Annotated in this window: 18 protein-coding genes; 9 read left to right on the top strand and 9 right to left on the bottom strand. The window is 35.9% G+C overall.

Annotated features, from left to right (window positions below; genetic code table 11):
• Positions 1–4: 4 nt before the first annotated feature.
• Both ccoG and ACR1PN_RS06395 read right to left on the bottom strand, forming a co-directional pair.
• Positions 5–1,459: a cytochrome c oxidase accessory protein CcoG gene (gene ccoG / locus ACR1PN_RS06390; RefSeq protein WP_433979342.1), complete on the bottom strand. Its 1,455-nt coding sequence runs from the start codon at positions 1,457–1,459 to the stop codon at positions 5–7.
• Positions 1,460–1,661: 202 nt separating this feature from the next.
• On the bottom strand, positions 1,662–2,249 hold the full coding sequence (locus tag ACR1PN_RS06395; RefSeq protein WP_378174626.1) for a ferritin-like domain-containing protein: 588 nt from the start codon (positions 2,247–2,249) through the stop codon (positions 1,662–1,664).
• A gap of 328 nt (positions 2,250–2,577) precedes the next feature.
• Here ACR1PN_RS06395 and ACR1PN_RS06400 point away from each other — a divergent pair, with 328 nt between their 5' ends.
• The 3 genes from ACR1PN_RS06400 to ACR1PN_RS06410 are packed head-to-tail and all read left to right on the top strand — an operon-like array spanning position 2,578 to position 5,338.
• Positions 2,578–3,081 carry a CinA family protein gene (locus ACR1PN_RS06400; protein ID WP_433979328.1) on the top strand — a complete coding sequence of 168 codons (504 nt, stop codon included), beginning with the start codon at positions 2,578–2,580 and terminating at the stop codon, positions 3,079–3,081.
• A 16-nt stretch (positions 3,082–3,097) separates the two neighbouring features.
• A complete protein-coding gene (locus tag ACR1PN_RS06405; RefSeq protein WP_378174620.1) occupies positions 3,098–3,850 on the top strand; it encodes an SDR family oxidoreductase in 753 nt (250 codons plus the stop codon).
• A gap of 9 nt (positions 3,851–3,859) precedes the next feature.
• Positions 3,860–5,338 (top strand): alpha-amylase, encoded by a 1,479-nt coding sequence (locus ACR1PN_RS06410; protein WP_433979329.1) that lies wholly within the window; start codon positions 3,860–3,862, stop codon positions 5,336–5,338.
• A gap of 12 nt (positions 5,339–5,350) precedes the next feature.
• Here ACR1PN_RS06410 and ACR1PN_RS06415 read toward each other — a convergent pair whose 3' ends face one another.
• Complete coding sequence (locus tag ACR1PN_RS06415; RefSeq protein WP_378174614.1) at positions 5,351–5,581, bottom strand: hypothetical protein; 231 nt, start codon at positions 5,579–5,581, stop codon at positions 5,351–5,353.
• 21 nt (positions 5,582–5,602) lie between these two features.
• Positions 5,603–6,070, bottom strand: coding sequence for a PA2169 family four-helix-bundle protein (locus ACR1PN_RS06420; protein WP_433979330.1), 468 nt, complete (start codon positions 6,068–6,070; stop codon positions 5,603–5,605).
• Between the two features lie 329 nt (positions 6,071–6,399).
• Between ACR1PN_RS06420 and ACR1PN_RS06425 the strand changes: the two genes are divergently transcribed.
• On the top strand, positions 6,400–6,996 hold the full coding sequence (locus ACR1PN_RS06425) for a Crp/Fnr family transcriptional regulator (RefSeq protein ID WP_433979331.1): 597 nt from the start codon (positions 6,400–6,402) through the stop codon (positions 6,994–6,996).
• A 127-nt stretch (positions 6,997–7,123) separates the two neighbouring features.
• Here the strand turns inward: ACR1PN_RS06425 and ACR1PN_RS06430 are convergent, their stop codons facing one another.
• The 3 genes from ACR1PN_RS06430 to ACR1PN_RS06440 are packed head-to-tail and all read right to left on the bottom strand — an operon-like array spanning position 7,124 to position 9,249.
• Complete coding sequence (locus ACR1PN_RS06430) at positions 7,124–7,531, bottom strand: hypothetical protein (protein WP_433979332.1); 408 nt, start codon at positions 7,529–7,531, stop codon at positions 7,124–7,126.
• A 17-nt stretch (positions 7,532–7,548) separates the two neighbouring features.
• Complete coding sequence (locus tag ACR1PN_RS06435) at positions 7,549–7,935, bottom strand: DoxX family protein (protein ID WP_433979333.1); 387 nt, start codon at positions 7,933–7,935, stop codon at positions 7,549–7,551.
• Between the two features lie 45 nt (positions 7,936–7,980).
• Positions 7,981–9,249, bottom strand: coding sequence for an NAD(P)/FAD-dependent oxidoreductase (locus ACR1PN_RS06440; protein WP_433979334.1), 1,269 nt, complete (start codon positions 9,247–9,249; stop codon positions 7,981–7,983).
• 193 nt (positions 9,250–9,442) lie between these two features.
• On the opposite strand from ACR1PN_RS06440, the gene ACR1PN_RS06445 reads away from it, so the two are divergent.
• The 3 genes from ACR1PN_RS06445 (at position 9,443) to ACR1PN_RS06455 (ending at position 13,259) form a co-directional block, all read left to right on the top strand.
• A complete protein-coding gene (locus ACR1PN_RS06445) occupies positions 9,443–9,676 on the top strand; it encodes a hypothetical protein (protein ID WP_378174596.1) in 234 nt (77 codons plus the stop codon).
• A gap of 244 nt (positions 9,677–9,920) precedes the next feature.
• Positions 9,921–12,062 carry a catalase gene (locus ACR1PN_RS06450; protein ID WP_433979335.1) on the top strand — a complete coding sequence of 714 codons (2,142 nt, stop codon included), beginning with the start codon at positions 9,921–9,923 and terminating at the stop codon, positions 12,060–12,062.
• Positions 12,063–12,092: 30 nt separating this feature from the next.
• A complete protein-coding gene (locus ACR1PN_RS06455; RefSeq protein ID WP_433979336.1) occupies positions 12,093–13,259 on the top strand; it encodes a zinc-dependent alcohol dehydrogenase in 1,167 nt (388 codons plus the stop codon).
• Positions 13,260–13,359: 100 nt separating this feature from the next.
• Here ACR1PN_RS06455 and ACR1PN_RS06460 read toward each other — a convergent pair whose 3' ends face one another.
• Positions 13,360–14,304, bottom strand: a complete 945-nt coding sequence (locus tag ACR1PN_RS06460) for a beta-1,6-N-acetylglucosaminyltransferase (RefSeq protein ID WP_433979337.1) — start codon at positions 14,302–14,304, stop codon at positions 13,360–13,362.
• Between the two features lie 388 nt (positions 14,305–14,692).
• Between ACR1PN_RS06460 and ACR1PN_RS06465 the strand changes: the two genes are divergently transcribed.
• On the top strand, positions 14,693–15,814 hold the full coding sequence (locus ACR1PN_RS06465) for a DEAD/DEAH box helicase (protein ID WP_433979338.1): 1,122 nt from the start codon (positions 14,693–14,695) through the stop codon (positions 15,812–15,814).
• 41 nt (positions 15,815–15,855) lie between these two features.
• A complete protein-coding gene (locus tag ACR1PN_RS06470) occupies positions 15,856–16,050 on the top strand; it encodes a cold-shock protein (RefSeq protein ID WP_378174580.1) in 195 nt (64 codons plus the stop codon).
• A 75-nt stretch (positions 16,051–16,125) separates the two neighbouring features.
• Here ACR1PN_RS06470 and ACR1PN_RS06475 read toward each other — a convergent pair.
• A partial coding sequence (locus ACR1PN_RS06475) for a transposase (RefSeq protein ID WP_433979339.1) occupies positions 16,126–16,691 on the bottom strand: 566 nt, incomplete at its 5' end.

The raw sequence follows: 16,691 nt of genomic DNA on the forward strand, positions 1-16,691 counted from the left end.
AGTCTTAGAACTGTATTTTAAAAGGCCCTTCAAAATATGTGTCATAAGAGTCTACAAGATTTCCTTTCAGATCATACACTCCGATGGTAATGTTCTGTTTAGACAAATTCATCTCTTTTTCAGGAAAAGTAATGCTAATTGTACCCTTCGCAATCTTATCTTTTTCCACCGTGATCTTGCTTGATCCACTGTAGATAATTTCACCATGAGCAGGCTCAATTACTTTGATGGTAAGTATTTTCTTGTCATTTGACTTATTCAGAAAAGTATAATTATAGGTATTTGTGATTAACCCGTCGCGTACAAAAAATGTGCTTCCGGCGGGTTTTATAAATTTAGCTTCAAGGTCACCACGGTTATAGAGCAAAAATCCTAAAAATAGCTGTAAGGCAATCAGCAAGATCATGAAAGCTTTCATTCTTCCTGTAAATCGGGTGGGTTTTTCAGTTTCGATTTCTTTTTCGGATGCATATCGTATCAAGCCTTTCGGAAGACCTACTTTTACCATGACTTCATCACAGGCATCAATGCAGGCTGTACAGTTTACACATTCAAGCTGTTGACCATCTCTGATGTCAATTCCTGTCGGGCAAACTACTACACACTGGAAGCAGTCGATACAGTCACCTTTTCCTACTGCTCTCCGGTCTTCACCTTTTCTCCATTTTGCCCGGTTTTCGCCACGTTTATAATCGTAAAATACATTAATCGTTTCTTTATCAATTAAAACACCCTGAAGTCTTCCGTAAGGACAGACTAACGTACACACCTGCTCTCTGAACCACGCAAAAACAAAATAAAAAGCAGCTGTGAAAAGAATAATTACAATAAAATTGGTAGGATGTGCAATAGGACCTTCAGCAACCGTTCTGAAAACTTCTTCATAGCCGACAATCACCATCATCATGAAATGTGTAAAAATTAATGACAGTAAAAAGAAGATTGACCATTTTAATGATTTTTTCCAGATTTTTTCTGCGTTCCATTCCTGTCGGTCGAGCTTCATCTGTTTGTTCCGGTCACCTTCGATCGTAAATTCTATTTTTCTGAATACGCTTTCAAGGAAAATAGTTTGCGGACAAATCCAGCCACAAAAAATTCTTCCAAACGCAAGAGTAAAGATGATGATGCAAACTAATCCTACAATCGCACCTAAAGTTAATAAAAAGAAATCCTGAGGATAAAAAGGCTGTCCTGCAATGAAAAATTCTCTGTCAATGACATTCAGCAGCAAAAACGGGTTGCCGTTGACTTTAATGAATGGAACCGCCAGATAAAATGCCAAAAGAATATAGGCAACAATCGTTCGGTAATTGGTATATTTTCCTTTTGGCTTTTTAGGGAAAACCCATTTTCTTTTTCCCGATTGCTCCATAGTTCCGATCGAGTCACGATAGGTTTCAGGGTTCAAAACCTGCCCCTGTCCGCCACGGATTTCTGTATTTTCATCTAAAGGCATAGTAATCTGTATTGAAGTAATTTGATGAATGATTTCTATCTTTATAATTTGCAATTTTAAGACCAACGGCAATGATTTAAATATTTAAAATATTGACATTGCGTATATTATGATCCTGGTCATAACAATTAACAAGAAAGCAGACAAAAAAGTAAAGGGCTAAAAAAAAGACCCAACCGGATCTTTTTACTTATTTTGATGATTAATCATTAATCGCTTTTGAATTGAGATTGGTATCTGCAATTTTCGTGAGAAGATTATTGCAGTTTTTTTCTTCATCCAATGTTGAGATCAGGTGTTTCAGACAATCTTTTTCCTTTAAAATTTTAGCATAAGCAGCGAGTGTGCCATAAGTAGCAATCTCGTAATGCTCAACTTTCTGTGCGGCTGCAATAATTCCTGCGTCACGAACTGCTCCTGGTTTTGTTTCTTCCATGATGCTTTTACCTTCATCCAAAAGTCCCTGCATCGCATCACATTTTTTGGCCTGTGCTTTTTTCTTTAAAGCTTTAAAGCAGGCTTCAAGTCTTTTTACATGATCTTTGGTTTCTTCTAAATGATCACCAATTGCTTTTTTTAGTTTTGGGTCAGTAGCATTTTTCTGCATTTTCGGTAATGCTTTTGCCAAAGCTTTTTCTGCCCAATAAATATCTTTTAATGAGTCTTCAAAAAGATCACTCAGATCTTTTGCGGCATCTTTTTTGGCTGGAGCTTTAGAAGTTGATTTTGCTGCTGTTTTTGTAGCTTTTCTCGTCGTACTTTTTTTAGCTGGTGCATTTTTAGTTTCCATAAAATATTTTGTTTAATTGATTTGTGGTTTTAAAAATTACAATTTTCAGACCATCAACCCGGAAATTGTTAAAATGTGGTACATAAATGATTTTCGGGAAACATGATTACAAACATAGTGCACAGAATTTTTAATTATTAAATTCGGCTATCACTAAATGCAACACCAAATACATTTTAATATGAAAACAAAAATAATCTGTCATCCGTCATAAAAATAAGCGTTCAGAAGCTATACTTTATATAGCACCACCTGCTAAAATCAATAGGATTCATGAAACGGAATAAAGAGAAAATACTTTTCTCTTTAAGTTATTAAAAAAATATTTATGGAGATTGAAAAAAATCTGCTGGCCGATATCGGTCAGTTGTTATTAGATATGGATGAAACGGTATCAGTCGCCGAAAGTGTTACTTCAGGTTTTTTGCAGTTCTCATTTTCACAGATGATTGATGCTTCAAAAATTTATAAAGGTGGAATTACCGCCTATACGCTGGAAGAAAAAGTTAAGTTCTTAAGAGTAAATAAGCAAGAAGCAGAAAGCTGTGATTGTGTTTCTGATCACATTGCAGAGATAATGGCTACCAATGTTGCAGAATCTTTCGGCACCGATTGGGGAATTGCAGTCACAGGTTACGCAACTCCGGTAAAAGAATCGGATTACAAAATATTCGCATGGTTTAGTTTTAGCTATAAAAATTCGGTGATTTACACCAAACGGCTCGACCTGCATTCCAGAACTGAGCCTCAAAATGCACAGGCTTACTATTCCGAATTTATTTTAGGATGCTTCAAGACCCAATTGCATAAACACCAATCTCAAGACAAATAATTAAAAAAATAGTATAATGAACAATTTACAGTTGAAAAACAAAACCGCTCTTATTACGGGAGCCGACAGTGGAATAGGGAAGGCAATAGCATTACTTTTTGCCAAAGAAGGCGCTAATATAACTATCATTTATTACAGTGATGATGAAGATGCTGAAAAAGCAAAAAAAGAGATCATCGCTCTCGGAACTGAATGTATTACTATAAAAGGTGATGTCAACGAAAACGATTTCTGCGAAAAAGCGGTGAAAGAAACTGTTGAAAAATTTGGAGGAATAGATATCCTGATCAATAATGCAGGAACTCAGATTCCGCAGGATGATATTTCAAAATTGAAGGAAGAAGATATTCGTACCACCTTTAATTCAAATATTATCGGGATGATTTTACTTACAAAAGCGGTTTTCCCTCATTTAAGACAAGGAAGCAGTGTGATCAATACAACTTCGGCAGTGGCTTATCAGGGTCACGAAGAACTATTAGATTATTCTGCTACAAAAGGAGCGATTGTTTCTTTTACAAGATCTCTGGCTTTACAGTCGAAACCGAAAGGAATAAGGGTGAATGCCGTGGCTCCAGGACCTGTAGCTACACCTCTTACGAAAGAAACTTTTGGCGAGGAAGAAGAAGATGAGAGCAAGCCTCCTTTACAAAGAAATGCATCAACGGAAGAAATCGCACCAAGCTATCTTTTTCTTGCCACTGAAGCTTCGGCTCAGATCACAGGACAGGTTTTGCATCCGAACGGAGGAATTATTGTAAATGGCTAAAACATAAGAATGAAGAAGGAAAATGGAGTAATCATTCAGTTTTTTCACTGGTATTACGAAGGTGATCTTTGGAATGAGTTTGTGGAGAAAGCAGAAAGTTTAAGTAAACTTGGAATTTCTGCAGTGTGGTTTCCGCCTGCCAATAAGTGTGCGCTCGGACTGGAAGGAAGAGGTTACGATATCTATGATTCGTATGATTTGGGTGAATTTTACCAGAAGGGAACCATCAGAACCCGTTACGGAACAAAAAATGAGTATCTGAATGCTATTAAAAAAGCTCATGAACATCAGATTTCGGTGTATGCAGATATCGTTCTCAATCACAGAATGGGTGCAGATGAAAAAGAAATGATATCTGTTCAGCAGATTGATGAAGAAGACCGTACTAAGAAAATCGGCGAACCATTTCATACTGAAGTTCAGACTCGCTTTACTTTTCCGGGAAGGAAAGGAATCTATTCAGATTTCATTTGGGATCATCAGTGTTTTAGCGGAGTTGATATTATTGAAAAAAAAGGTAAAAAACAAAAAGGAATATTTAAAATTCATAATGACTATGGAACTGGATGGAACAATTCTGTAAGCCATCAGTTCGGAAATTACGATTATCTGATGGGAGCCGATATTGAATATCGAAATCCGGAGGTCGTCCGGGAAATGAAAAACTGGATCAGATGGTATATTGAAACGACAAAGGCTGATGGTTTAAGGCTGGATGCGCTGAAGCATATTTCATCCGATTTTCTGGAAGAATTTATTCATTACATTAAAACAGAAATTAATGAAGACATCTATGTAATGGGCGAATTCTGGAAGGATGATCCGGATAAGATTACAAATTTTTCAGATCGTATGAAGAATCTTATTTCTTTGTTTGATGCACCGCTCCATTATAATTTTTTCAATGCATCAAGAGAAAAAAGCGACTATGATCTGCGTAGTATTCTAAAAAATACATTTTTAGAAAAAAATCCTGTTTTTTCAGTTTCATTTGTTGAAAATCATGATACACAACCTTTACAAGGGCTGGAATCTGCGATTGAAGAGTGGTTCAAGCCTTTGGCGTATGCGATTATTTTATTGTCCGAAAAAGCCTATCCGTGTATTTTTTATGCAGATCTGTACGGCGCTCAATATACCGACATTATAGATGGAAAAGAGCAGAAAATTATCATTCCTAAAGTTGAAGCACTTCCTAAATTATTGGAAGCGAGACAAAAATTTGCCTACGGAGAACAAATCAATTTTTTTGATGATAAAAACTGTATTGCCTGGCTCAGAAAAGGAAATTCGGAGAAGAATTCCTGTCTTGTGATTTTGTCAAATGGTAAGGTCGATAGAAAAAAAATCAGCTTGGGAAGCCGATTTGCAAAACAAAAGTTCAGAGATTTTCTTGGCCATCGTAATGAAATAATAGAATGTGATGAAAACGGTGAAGCAATTTTTACCGTTCATCCTGAATCTGTAAGCATTTGGATTTTAATTTAAACAGGTTTAAAATTATTCTTCCTCATCTTTTTTGAAACTTATTACTTCAAAAAGACCGTCGGAAGAATATTTTTTACAGCTTTCATCATCGAATTTTTCAGGGTTTTCTAAAAAGTCGTCAATAAATTTTTTGCTTTCATCTGTATTGGCGGGTGCAATAACTAGATGATATTGCTTAAGTACCGTTTCATCTGCATTTTTAAGAGATTCATTTTTGTGTTTCAGAGCTTCTTTATAATCCATTTTATTATTCTTTTGTTTAAATTAATTTTCTTTATTTCTGTATCGCTCAATGTTGCTGAACTGGTTATAAGAAACACGCAGTTTTTTAAGCTGATCTGAAATTACTTTTGAGCTTTCCGGGCATAAGTTTTCACTTTTTAGTGCCTCCTCATAGGCCTGAATGGCATGTTTTTCACCAAAAACTACATTTTCCAGCGTTTCCTGATCATTATTGGTAACAGGTAAAGAATTTTTAATGTCGATCCACGTACGGTGGAGATTTCCTGCAACGGAAGTCGTATCTTCATCCGGGGTTCCGCCTTTATGAGTGATCAGATCAATAATTTCATTTTTCATGATTTTTGATTGTGAAATCATTTTATCATATTCTCCTTTAAGGTCTGAATAGCTTTCCCAGACTTTTCCTTCCACTCTTTCGAAACCTTTTATTCTGTCATTGGTGATGTGCAGAAGATCATTAAGCACATCAATTGCTTTTGAATTTTCCATAATAATATTTTTAACAAATATTACAAGAAGCATGCCTTGAAGACTGGTTTTTGTTTAATAATAGTGAAAATTTTTAAGCATAAATAGAAAATTCCTGAACCGAAGAATAAACCCGGGTTATCCATTGCCTTTGTTGTTGCCAATTAGTGTATATCACTATAAATAGGGAATTTATTAAAGAATATGAGTGAGATTTACTGTTTATGTCAGAGGTCATAAACTCCAAAGCTTTCGTTCTCTACTTTTGCTGCGGTAATATTGCTCAAGTGGACATAGATAATTCACTTTCCTGAAATTTTGCTGGAATACTTATATATTGATTAATTTCTATGATTATTGACGAAGAGATACTTATTGAACATGGTGCAGATACACAAAACTACGCAGCCGGAGAAACAATTTTAATGGAAAATGCGATTCCGAAATTTTATTACCAGATTCGGTCGGGAATTGTAAAGCTTAATACTTACCGTGATGACGGAAACGAATTTATCTACAGCCTGCCGTCCGATGGTCATTGCTTTGCCGAAACTTTTTTATGGGGAGATATTCCTTATTGCGTCAATGCAGTGGCAATTACGGATACGGAAATTATAAAGGTAGCCAAAACCAATTTTATGAATATGCTTAATGCAAGAGCAGACATCATGAAAAGTCTTATGAGTTATACAGCAGAAAGAATGTTTTATCGATATAAGATGCTAAGTACATTATCGGTGAATAGCCCGTCATACCGAATTTTTAAGGTGCTTGAATTTTTGAAATCCCACAATAATATTACGGAACCTTTTAAATATGTGGTGCCGTTTTCCAGACAGCAGCTGGCAAGTCTTACGGGTTTACGTGTTGAAACGGTGATCAGAACAGTAAAAAAGCTTGAACAGGAAAAAAAACTCATGATTTCTAACGGGAAAATCTGCTTTTAAACGATTGCTTTGATTATACTTATAATCTCGATTATAAATTATAATTAGCTTTGAATAACATAGAACAACATCTATATAGTTTTTTCTATGATTTAATTAGATAACCCCTTTTTTCAAGGGGTTTTTTCTATTTTATTTTATCGTAAATAAATTTCGTCACCAGAGCCCCGAAGAGGTAATAGCCTACCGTCATGATTTTCTTTTGATTGTTTTCTGCAACCGGCTGATCATTTAAGCCCATTTTTTGAGGCAAGACAATCGCTCCGATTCCAGCGGCAAGTCCGCTTGTGAAATTGTGATTGGTAGCGGTAGTTCCGTAGTAAATAGCATTGCTTACAATATCTCCCGCAAGAGTTGCTGCATATAATTTGTCCGGATCAGAAATTTCCAACGGAGTAGATTCTGTGACTTTTTGCAAAGCTTCTTCGCCAAGTTCATTGATGTGTGGTACATTATTGAAGTTTTTTCTGATAATTTCGTGCAGAAGGTTGAGTGCAATAGCTCCCCCTAAACCTGCGAGCATTTTTTTTACCATAATGATTTATTTTTAAATTAAATTTTATCTTTCTTAGTCGATGTAATTGCCCATGCCATTAAAAGAGGCTGCATAAACAATCTAGCAAAGCGTCTTTCATCGGTATCAAGACCGAATCCGTCTTTTCTGTTTTGATATTGTGCAAGATTTCCGGGAAATACTGCTGCAAAAAATCCTGCGGCAACAGCACCAATGAGAGATCTTTGTTTCTTCGGAGCAACCGCAACAGCAGTTCCCAAAAGAATTTCTGCAATACCAGAATAAACCACGGTGTCATCTTTTTTCAGCGGAACCCATTCGGGAACCTGCGCCTGAAATTCTTTTCTTGCAATCGTTAAATGTGATATTCCTGCTGCGATAAGCATTCCGCCTAAAGCTATTCTTGAAATGTTTTTGATATTCATAATTGTTATTTTAATTAATAATGCAATACTCTACTTGCTGTTGTCTTAGCCTTCAGAAGTATTTTTTCTTGGTTGTAAAATCATCCTGATTGAAGGATTATTGGTGATAAATAGCCTAAACCATTCGAAAGCGAGCCTTATTTTATTTCTGAATCCCGTTAAGGGAATAATGTGGATGAAAAGCCATGTTAACCACGCAAAAAATCCTGTATAAGAAAATTTAGGAAGATCAACCACTGCTTTGTATTTAGATATAATGGCCATGCTTCCCTTGTCGTTATAAACAAATGGCTGAAGAGTCTCATTATTTTCCTGTCTTATAATGTTTTTAGCGGCTAATTTTGCCTGCTGAATAGCAACCTGAGCAACCTGAGGATGACCTTTCGGGAAATTTTTATCGCTTAAATGCAGGCAGATGTCACCCAAAGCATAAATGTTACTGAATCCCACAACACGGTTATACTCATCTACCAATAATCGTCTGCCTTTTCCTAAAGCGGTTTCAGGAATCCCGGGAGCTTTCCGGCCGATCACTCCTGAAGTCCAGATCAGGGTTTCTGTTTTTATTTTTTTACCATCTGAAAGAATGACGTTTCCGTCTGCATAATCTTTTACCGAAACATTCAGCAAAATATTGACGCCTAATTTTTTTAAATTTTCATACGCTGTTTTTTTTGCAGCATCACTCATCGGTGAAAGCAGTGTAGGAAGTGCATCAACAAGATAAAGGTGGGAAAGGTTCAGCTCTATTTCCGGATATTCTTTTTCGGCAATATATGCTCCCATTTCAGCAATCATTCCTGCAAGTTCTACGCCTGTCGGGCCACCGCCTGCAATTACAATATTTTGAAGACGTTCTGCACGGTGTAAATTTTTATTTCTCGCTGCTTTTTCAAGACTCATCAAAAGATGGTTTTTTAGATATAAAGCTTCATGAATAGTTTTCATCGGAAGGGCACATTTTTCAACATTTTCAAGGCCGAAAAAATTGGTTTCTGTACCTAATGCAACCACTAAATAATCATAGGAAATTTCTCCGGTATCCGTTTCGATTTTTTGAGTCTGCGTATCAATATTTTTCAGACTTCCCATATGATAGTTAACGTTATCATATTTAGCAAAAAGCTTTCGGAAAGGATAGCTGATGTGAGAAGGCTCAATAAAAGCAGTGGCCACCTGATAAATAAGAGGAGGAAAAAAATGATAATTATTTCTGTCTACAAGAGTTATTCTGAAGTTTTTATTGCGGGCAATACTTTTAACAAGATTGATACCTGCAAAACCTCCTCCTATGATGACAATATGTTTTTTCATAACAGGATATTTAGGTGAATGGTGTAATGGCTGTCATTCAATAATAAGACCAAAAAATATTATTTTCCGATTATAAAAATATTTGTGGTATCTGTATAAAATAAGGAAAAATGCTTTCTATGACTGAGGTCATAAGATGTGGGAAAATATTAGATTAAATTTGAATCAACCAAACATTACAAAATTTTATTATATGAAAACCTATTTGCTTACTGCCCTTTTTCTGGGTGCAACAGTGATCAGCTGTTCAAAACAAAAAACTGAAGAAAATACGACCAACGACACGATGTCAACTGCTGATATGTCTGCTGATACATCCATGGCATTACCTCCAACAGATACAGCAGCAATGAATGCTCCTGCCCCGGGAAGAACAGATTCTGCAAATACGATGCGGGATAGTGCTGCTACTTCTACGAGAAGATAGTTTAAAAAAAATTATTATTTATAATTCTAACTCTTATTATTCTGCACCCCGGGTTTTTCTTAGTTTAATGCCCATATTATTAATTGAATCGGGGTGCTTTTCCATATTTCGTTTATCTGATAGAATGTCTCATTGACAAAGTTCTGCACAGAATTATAGATTAAATACACATATATTGACTGATACAGCATCAGTCAATACCTTTATTTATGACTTTTCAACAATACAACCACAAATCATTAATATGGATAAGAACAAACCACAAAACGAAAAGCAGGATCAATTAAGTTATTATAAAACCGATAATTCCGATCAGAAGCTTACCACTAATCAGGGACTTAAAATAAATAACAACCAGGATTCTCTGAAAGACGGAGATCGTGGAGCTACACTTTTAGAAGATTTTATTTTAAGAGAAAAGATTACACATTTTGACCACGAAAGAATTCCTGAGAGAATTGTTCATGCAAGAGGTTCAGGAGCACATGGTGTTTTTAAACTTCACAAAAGCATGGAGAAATACACCCGTGCAAAATTTTTGTCTGAAGCGGGAAAAGAAACACCTGTATTTGTACGGTTTTCTACTGTTGCAGGAAGCAGAGGAAGTACCGATCTGGCAAGGGACGTAAGAGGTTTTGCCATAAAATTTTATACCGAAGAAGGCAATTATGATCTTGTTGCGAACAATATGCCTGTATTTTTTATTCAGGATGCCATGAAATTTCCCGATCTTGTGCACGCAGTAAAGCCTGAACCTGACAACGAAATTCCGCAGGCTGCATCTGCGCACGATACTTTTTGGGATTTTATTTCTTTAATGCCCGAAAGTATGCACATGATCATGTGGTTAATGAGCGACAGAGCCATCCCGAGAAGCTACAGAATGATGGAAGGTTTCGGAGTGCATTCTTTTAGATTTATCAATGAGCAGAACGAAGCATTCTTTGTTAAATTTCATTTAAAGCCAAAATTAGGAGTTCATTCCGTAGCATGGCCGGAAGCTCAGAAAATTTCGGGTGCAGATCCTGATTTTCACAGAAGAGATCTTTGGGAAGCTATCGAAAACGGAGCTTTTCCAGAATGGGATTTGGGCGTACAGATTGTTCCTGAAGAAAACGAGCACGATTTTGATTTTGACCTTTTAGATCCTACGAAAATTATTCCAGAAGAACTGGTTCCGGTAGAAATTTTCGGTACGTTAACTTTAAACAGAAATCCAGATAATTTTTTCGCTGAAACAGAACAGATCGCATTTCACCCAGGACATATTGTTCCGGGAATAGATTTTACGAATGATCCTTTGTTGCAAGGCAGATTATTTTCATATACAGATACTCAGTTATCAAGATTGGGCTCACCAAACTTTCATGAGATTCCAATTAACAGATCAGTTCCGACGGTGCATAATAACCAGCGTGACGGACACATGAGACAGCAGATTGCAAAAGGAAAAGTAAGCTACGAGCCAAATTCCATTGGTGGCGGTTGTCCGTTTCAGGCAATGATGAAAGAGGGTGGATTTACCTCTTATGGTGAAAAAATCAGCGGAACAAAGATCAGAGCCAGAAGCCAATCATTTGTTGATCATTATTCTCAGGCTAAATTATTCTACAACAGCCAGTCAGAACCGGAAAAAACTCATCTTCAGAAAGCTTTGATATTCGAATTGTCTAAAGTGACGATTCACGCCATCAGAGAAAGAATGGTGGGTCAGCTGAATTTTATTAATAAAGATTTAGCGCAAATTGTTGCACAGAAATTAGGGGTTGAAGTAAAACCTCTAACACAACCGAACGGAAGTATTCCTGCTGATGCAGATCCTTCAATATTGCAGAGTGAAGAGCGTGAGCCTAAAATCGCTGTATCTGATGCGTTAAGCATGAAAAATACGGTTAAAGATTCCATAGAATCAAGAATTATTGCGGTTTTGGTAGCAGACGGATGTGATGGGAAAAGAGTGACCGACTTTCTTGATAAAATAGAAAAAGAAGGTGGTGTCATTCAGTTTGTCGCTCCGGAAATGGCTCCCGTAAAAGCGGATGATGGATCTCTTATCGGGCCGCAACATTCTATCTCAAGTACAATGAGTGTTTGCTTCGATGCCGTTTATGTGGCACCGGGAGAAACTTCTTCGCAAAACTGGCTTCAGCCGGATTACAAAAACAGTGTGGTTGATTTCATAAACGAAGCATACAGACATTGCAAAGCGTTGTTCTTTGACAAAAATACTGAGCTGATCTATGAACAAACTGATATCTATAAACAGGATCATAAAGATTATGCGGTTATTCTGGAAGAAAATAACGGCGGTGATGAAAAATTCATCCGTGCAGTTGCTTCACATAGAGCCTGGGAATTCGAGAAAGAAAGAAACGGAATAAAATAAGAACACACCAAATCACAAAATATTTAAATTATGAAAGCAGCTGTTTTTCACGCACCAGGTAAAATTACCTGCGATACAGTAGATGATCCTGTTATTCAGGACGAAAACGATATTATCCTTAAAGTAACCTCTACAGCCATTTGCGGAAGCGATCTGCATATGTATTCCGGAGGAATTCCGCAACCAAGACCAATGGTGATGGGACACGAATTTATGGGAGAAGTGGTAGAAAAGGGAAGAAATATTACGCATTTACACCAAGGTGATCGGGTAGTGGTTCCTTTTCCAATTGCATGTGGATGTTGTTACTTTTGTCAGAACGATTTACCAAGTGGATGCGAAAATTCAAATCCGGAAAATTATGGTCCCGAGGGAGGAATTATGACGGAAAAAGGAGGCGGAATGTTTGGATATACAGATCTTTACGGAGGTTACAATGGCGGTCAGGCGCAATATGTGAGAGTTCCTTATGCGAATTTCGGACCGAGAAAAGTTCCTGATCTTCTTACTGATGAACAGGCTTTATTTCTTACCGATATTTTTCCAACGGGATATACCGGCGTCATGTGGGGTGACTTGAAAGGTGGTGAATCGGTTGCGATTTTCGGAGCAGGACCGGTTGGTTCAATGGCGGTTAAAAGTGCCATTCTTCACAATGCAGGAAAAGTAATAGTGATTGATACTTTACAATACCGATTAGACCAGATTAAAGCTCTCACCGGATGTGAAACCATTCTTTGGGAAGATGCAGATTCTACAGTTCAAAAAATACGTGATTTAACGAAAGGCAGAGGTGCCGATCTTTGTATTGACGCAGTGGGATTTGAGCCGGAACGTTCTTTTCTTGACAGAGCAAAAGCCGTTATCAATTTTGAAAAAGGTTCGATGAAAGTTCTCGAAGCCTGTATGAGTGCCGTAAGAAGAGGCGGAACAGTTTCTGTTTTAGGGGTTTATGCCGTCAATTATGATAATTTCAGACTCGGACAAATTTTTGATAAAGGTATTATTCTGAGAGCAGGACAGGCTCCTGTTCATGCTATCATTGATAAACTGATGAAGCATGTGGAAAACGGAGAAGTGAAATTAGATGACATCATAACTCATCGATTATCATTGAATGATGTCGCTAAAGGTTATAAACTTTTTGATAAAAAAGAAGATGGTTGTGTGAAGGTTGTTCTGGATCCCTGGACTTAAAAAATTCAGTACAAAATTTAATTAGTTTTAAACAATTATATTTAGGCAGTTTTTTTACAGAAAAACTGTCTTTTTATTTTGTTGTAAAAACTTAAAATTGTTAATTGTTTTGTTGGTTAGTTCTTCTTAGCTCCCTTTCAATCTCATCAATTTCCGGAAGCGGATCATGATAGCTGTCTTTTATATAATTAATGATATTTTCGTTTGCATCTATATTAATTTTTCTGATAAAAAGCTGATTCCCTGTTCTCAGAGAATCTATGAAATCTTTTGTGAATTGTTTTTTGTTGAAAAATACTTTTTCAATGACTGCTCTTTTATCATCATTTACAATGATATCTTTGAAAGCAGTATTCATAAGTACTGTCTGAAAAAAAGATTCTGCCGGCAAAAAAGTATGAAGATAATAATCTTCAAAATCCATCACCCGCTTATTGTTGGTCATAAAAGAGCATGTTTCTCTGGTGAATATAAACCATTTGCCTCCAATATAAGGTATTACACCTTTCATAAATGATCTTTTGTAGATCAATGACGAAATTTTATGGGTAAGTTCGGTAAAATGATTTTGTACTCTTTTCAAGGTATCGGGTCTGTAGAATTTTTGGTCATAATAAAACAGATAATTTCTACCATTGTTTAGAGTTAAAAATTTACGGATGATGTTTTGTGATTTTAAAGGAAAATCTTCGCCGCTCAGATTGATGAAATAGTCCCAATCCTGATTTACATTGAGCAAAAATTCCATGGCATTAAGCTCTGCCTGAATCATACTGAAACCTCCGGAAACAATATTCATACTTTCCAGAAGATATACATTCGGGAATTGTACCAGAAATAATTGTATTTCTTCAGTGATTTCAGCCTTCGCTTTACGGTCTATGTGAATAAGATAAAACTGATCTCTTGTATAAATCTGCCGAAACATTTCCTTAAAAACATCCGGCTTGTGATGAATCATAATAAAATAGGCAATTCTTACCTGTGTTGAAGAATGTGACGGAAACAATTGCGCCTGTGGAGAAGTGATGGCTGAAGTCTGCATAGGAGTGAATTTAAAATCATCCGCTTTATGCAAACAATTAGTATGTGCGAAAGCTACGAATAAAATTTTGATAATCAGCTAATTATATTGAGTGTTTTATAATTCTTTTATTATACATTTGCAAAAGCATTCATCCAAACAGGTTTCTGCCTTCGCTGTTCTGTTATAGTTTAAATCATTGTTTTTTATTTCAGTATTGCTTTTCAGCTGCCATTTATTATCAAAATTTTTTAAGAATAAGAATATCTGTAAAAGTTTCATTGAGCCATAGATATAATATGATTGCTATCCATCAATGTTAGAGAAGGTGAGGTCAAATATCCTGAACAGCCATTTTCTATTCTGGTAAATGAATTTGTCTACAAATACAGACTTATTCGTAAATTGTATGATAAGTTTCAAAAATTTAAAATTAATCAATCCGCTCATTCGTGCTATTTCAGAAGCAGGTTGTTCTAAACCTTGTGAAATACAGTGTGTTGCAATTCCTAAAATTTTGGAGGGTAGAGATATTTTAGCTTTTGTGGGAAATAATGAAGGTAAAACAGAAGCATTTGTATTTCCTATTTTGCAATTACTGAAAAAAAACACCCCTGAACATACTAAAATCCGTACCTTGATACTTACTTCTTCCATAGAGTCAGCGAAGAATATAGAAGATTGTATTGATATTTACAGCAAATATTTACCGTTACTAAAACTAACGATCACAGAAGAATTTTCAGCTGAAAGCCAGCTTGCGGCACTCAGAAACAGAACGGATCTTCTTATTGCTACCCCGGAAAGGCTTTTGGATGTTAGCCAAAGAAGAAATATAGACCTGTCTAAGATAGAAATACTTGTTTTGGACGATGCAGATGCTATGTGCAATTCAGGGATAATTGATAATCTTAAAAAAATTCTCAAACTCATACCGCAAAAAAAACAGACATTGGTATTTTATGAGACAATCTCGGATAAGCTTCAAAGGTTTCTGTCAGAAATACTCTCTAATCCTGTTGAAATTATCACCAGAAAAAAAACGTATACTCCAAAAAGTATTCAGCAGTCTGTATATTTTGTGGAAAAGAGAGATAAAACAGAACTTTTGATAGATTTACTTCAAAATAATAATACACAGCGATCACTTGTTTTTCTTCATTCAAAATATACCGCCAATGAATTGGTGAGACGCCTAAAGAATGTGGGTATTTTTGCAGAACCCTTTCATGGAAGTACATCACAGGCTGCAAGACAAAATGCTTTGGAGGATTTTAAAAATGATAAAATAAAAGCACTGATCACAACAGACATTGCCGCAAAAGCTTTTGATATTGATGAGCTTTTACATGTAGTAAATTATGAGCTACCCGATGTTCCTGAAACCTACCTCAGAAGAATTGAACGGATTGGAAGTTCGGGATCAGCTGTTTCTTTTTGTACGGCAGATGAACGTACAGATTTGATAAATATTCAGAATCTTATAGGATTTACAATGCCTGTAAGTCTTTTTTCAAAAATTAATCTGTAAAGTCTACAGATAATAATATACAATTTTTAATACTAATTACAATGCAACAAGGCACCGTAAAATTTTTTAACGAAGCAAAAGGCTTCGGATTTATCTCTCCGGAAGACGGAAGTAAAGATATTTTTGTACACTCTTCTGGTTTAGGCTCAGGAATAATCCGTGAAAACGATAAAGTAATTTTCGATATTCAAAAAGGAGAGAGAGGATTGAACGCAGTTAATGTAAAATTAGCATAAATCCTTTCAGAGTTTCGATGAAGAAATATTTTTGTTATTGATTCATTATGAAATGTAACTTAAAATAAAACCTGTTTAAACTTTTATTTTTCTTAGAAATAAGATAGAGAAAGCTAAATAATGTAGATTTATCCAAGTGATATTCAATTTTTCAAACCTTATTAACAGCGCTTTGAAACTATCCAACCAAGCATTGGCTTTCTCTATCTTGAATCTTCTTTTATATAACTCATTATCAAAGTACTTTTCATTTTTTGTATCCCCGTTACGAGGATTTTCTTTGATATTTCCGATAATTTCTTTTTTATAGAGAATATCTCTAAGTTTTTTACTGTCAAAACCAGAGTCTGCATTGAGAAATAATCCTTTAACCTCTATATCAGACGCATCTAGAAGAGCGACAATCTCTTCTAAAGTTTCTTCAATATTATAAAGATCATGATGCTCTCCACTTATTGGCTTTCCCATTGACAGCATTTGTCCCTGATTGTCACATAGAAAAATACAATTAGTCGTATTGGATGATTTTCTTCCCTGATAACCTACCGATTCTCCACCTGTTTTACTTCGGGTATGGCTTCCATCCAATTGGACACTGGAGAGATCTAATTCCCTTTTATTATTTTTGAGAAGAGAGATCC

The sequence above is a fragment of the Chryseobacterium sp. RLHN22 genome, from assembly GCF_051011795.1.
In the GTDB taxonomy this organism is placed as follows: Bacteria; Bacteroidota; Bacteroidia; order Flavobacteriales; family Weeksellaceae; genus Chryseobacterium; species Chryseobacterium zhengzhouense.

Coding starts and splice junctions, on each gene's coding strand:
- ccoG (WP_433979342.1), bottom strand. CDS start 1,459: ATGCCTTTAGATGAAAATACAGAAATCCGTGGCGGACAGGGGCAGGTT.
- ACR1PN_RS06395 (WP_378174626.1), bottom strand. CDS start 2,249: ATGGAAACTAAAAATGCACCAGCTAAAAAAAGTACGACGAGAAAAGCT.
- ACR1PN_RS06400 (WP_433979328.1), top strand. CDS start 2,578: ATGGAGATTGAAAAAAATCTGCTGGCCGATATCGGTCAGTTGTTATTA.
- ACR1PN_RS06405 (WP_378174620.1), top strand. CDS start 3,098: ATGAACAATTTACAGTTGAAAAACAAAACCGCTCTTATTACGGGAGCC.
- ACR1PN_RS06410 (WP_433979329.1), top strand. CDS start 3,860: ATGAAGAAGGAAAATGGAGTAATCATTCAGTTTTTTCACTGGTATTAC.
- ACR1PN_RS06415 (WP_378174614.1), bottom strand. CDS start 5,581: ATGGATTATAAAGAAGCTCTGAAACACAAAAATGAATCTCTTAAAAAT.
- ACR1PN_RS06420 (WP_433979330.1), bottom strand. CDS start 6,070: ATGGAAAATTCAAAAGCAATTGATGTGCTTAATGATCTTCTGCACATC.
- ACR1PN_RS06425 (WP_433979331.1), top strand. CDS start 6,400: ATGATTATTGACGAAGAGATACTTATTGAACATGGTGCAGATACACAA.
- ACR1PN_RS06430 (WP_433979332.1), bottom strand. CDS start 7,531: ATGGTAAAAAAAATGCTCGCAGGTTTAGGGGGAGCTATTGCACTCAAC.
- ACR1PN_RS06435 (WP_433979333.1), bottom strand. CDS start 7,935: ATGAATATCAAAAACATTTCAAGAATAGCTTTAGGCGGAATGCTTATC.
- ACR1PN_RS06440 (WP_433979334.1), bottom strand. CDS start 9,249: ATGAAAAAACATATTGTCATCATAGGAGGAGGTTTTGCAGGTATCAAT.
- ACR1PN_RS06445 (WP_378174596.1), top strand. CDS start 9,443: ATGAAAACCTATTTGCTTACTGCCCTTTTTCTGGGTGCAACAGTGATC.
- ACR1PN_RS06450 (WP_433979335.1), top strand. CDS start 9,921: ATGGATAAGAACAAACCACAAAACGAAAAGCAGGATCAATTAAGTTAT.
- ACR1PN_RS06455 (WP_433979336.1), top strand. CDS start 12,093: ATGAAAGCAGCTGTTTTTCACGCACCAGGTAAAATTACCTGCGATACA.
- ACR1PN_RS06460 (WP_433979337.1), bottom strand. CDS start 14,304: ATGCAGACTTCAGCCATCACTTCTCCACAGGCGCAATTGTTTCCGTCA.
- ACR1PN_RS06465 (WP_433979338.1), top strand. CDS start 14,693: ATGATAAGTTTCAAAAATTTAAAATTAATCAATCCGCTCATTCGTGCT.
- ACR1PN_RS06470 (WP_378174580.1), top strand. CDS start 15,856: ATGCAACAAGGCACCGTAAAATTTTTTAACGAAGCAAAAGGCTTCGGA.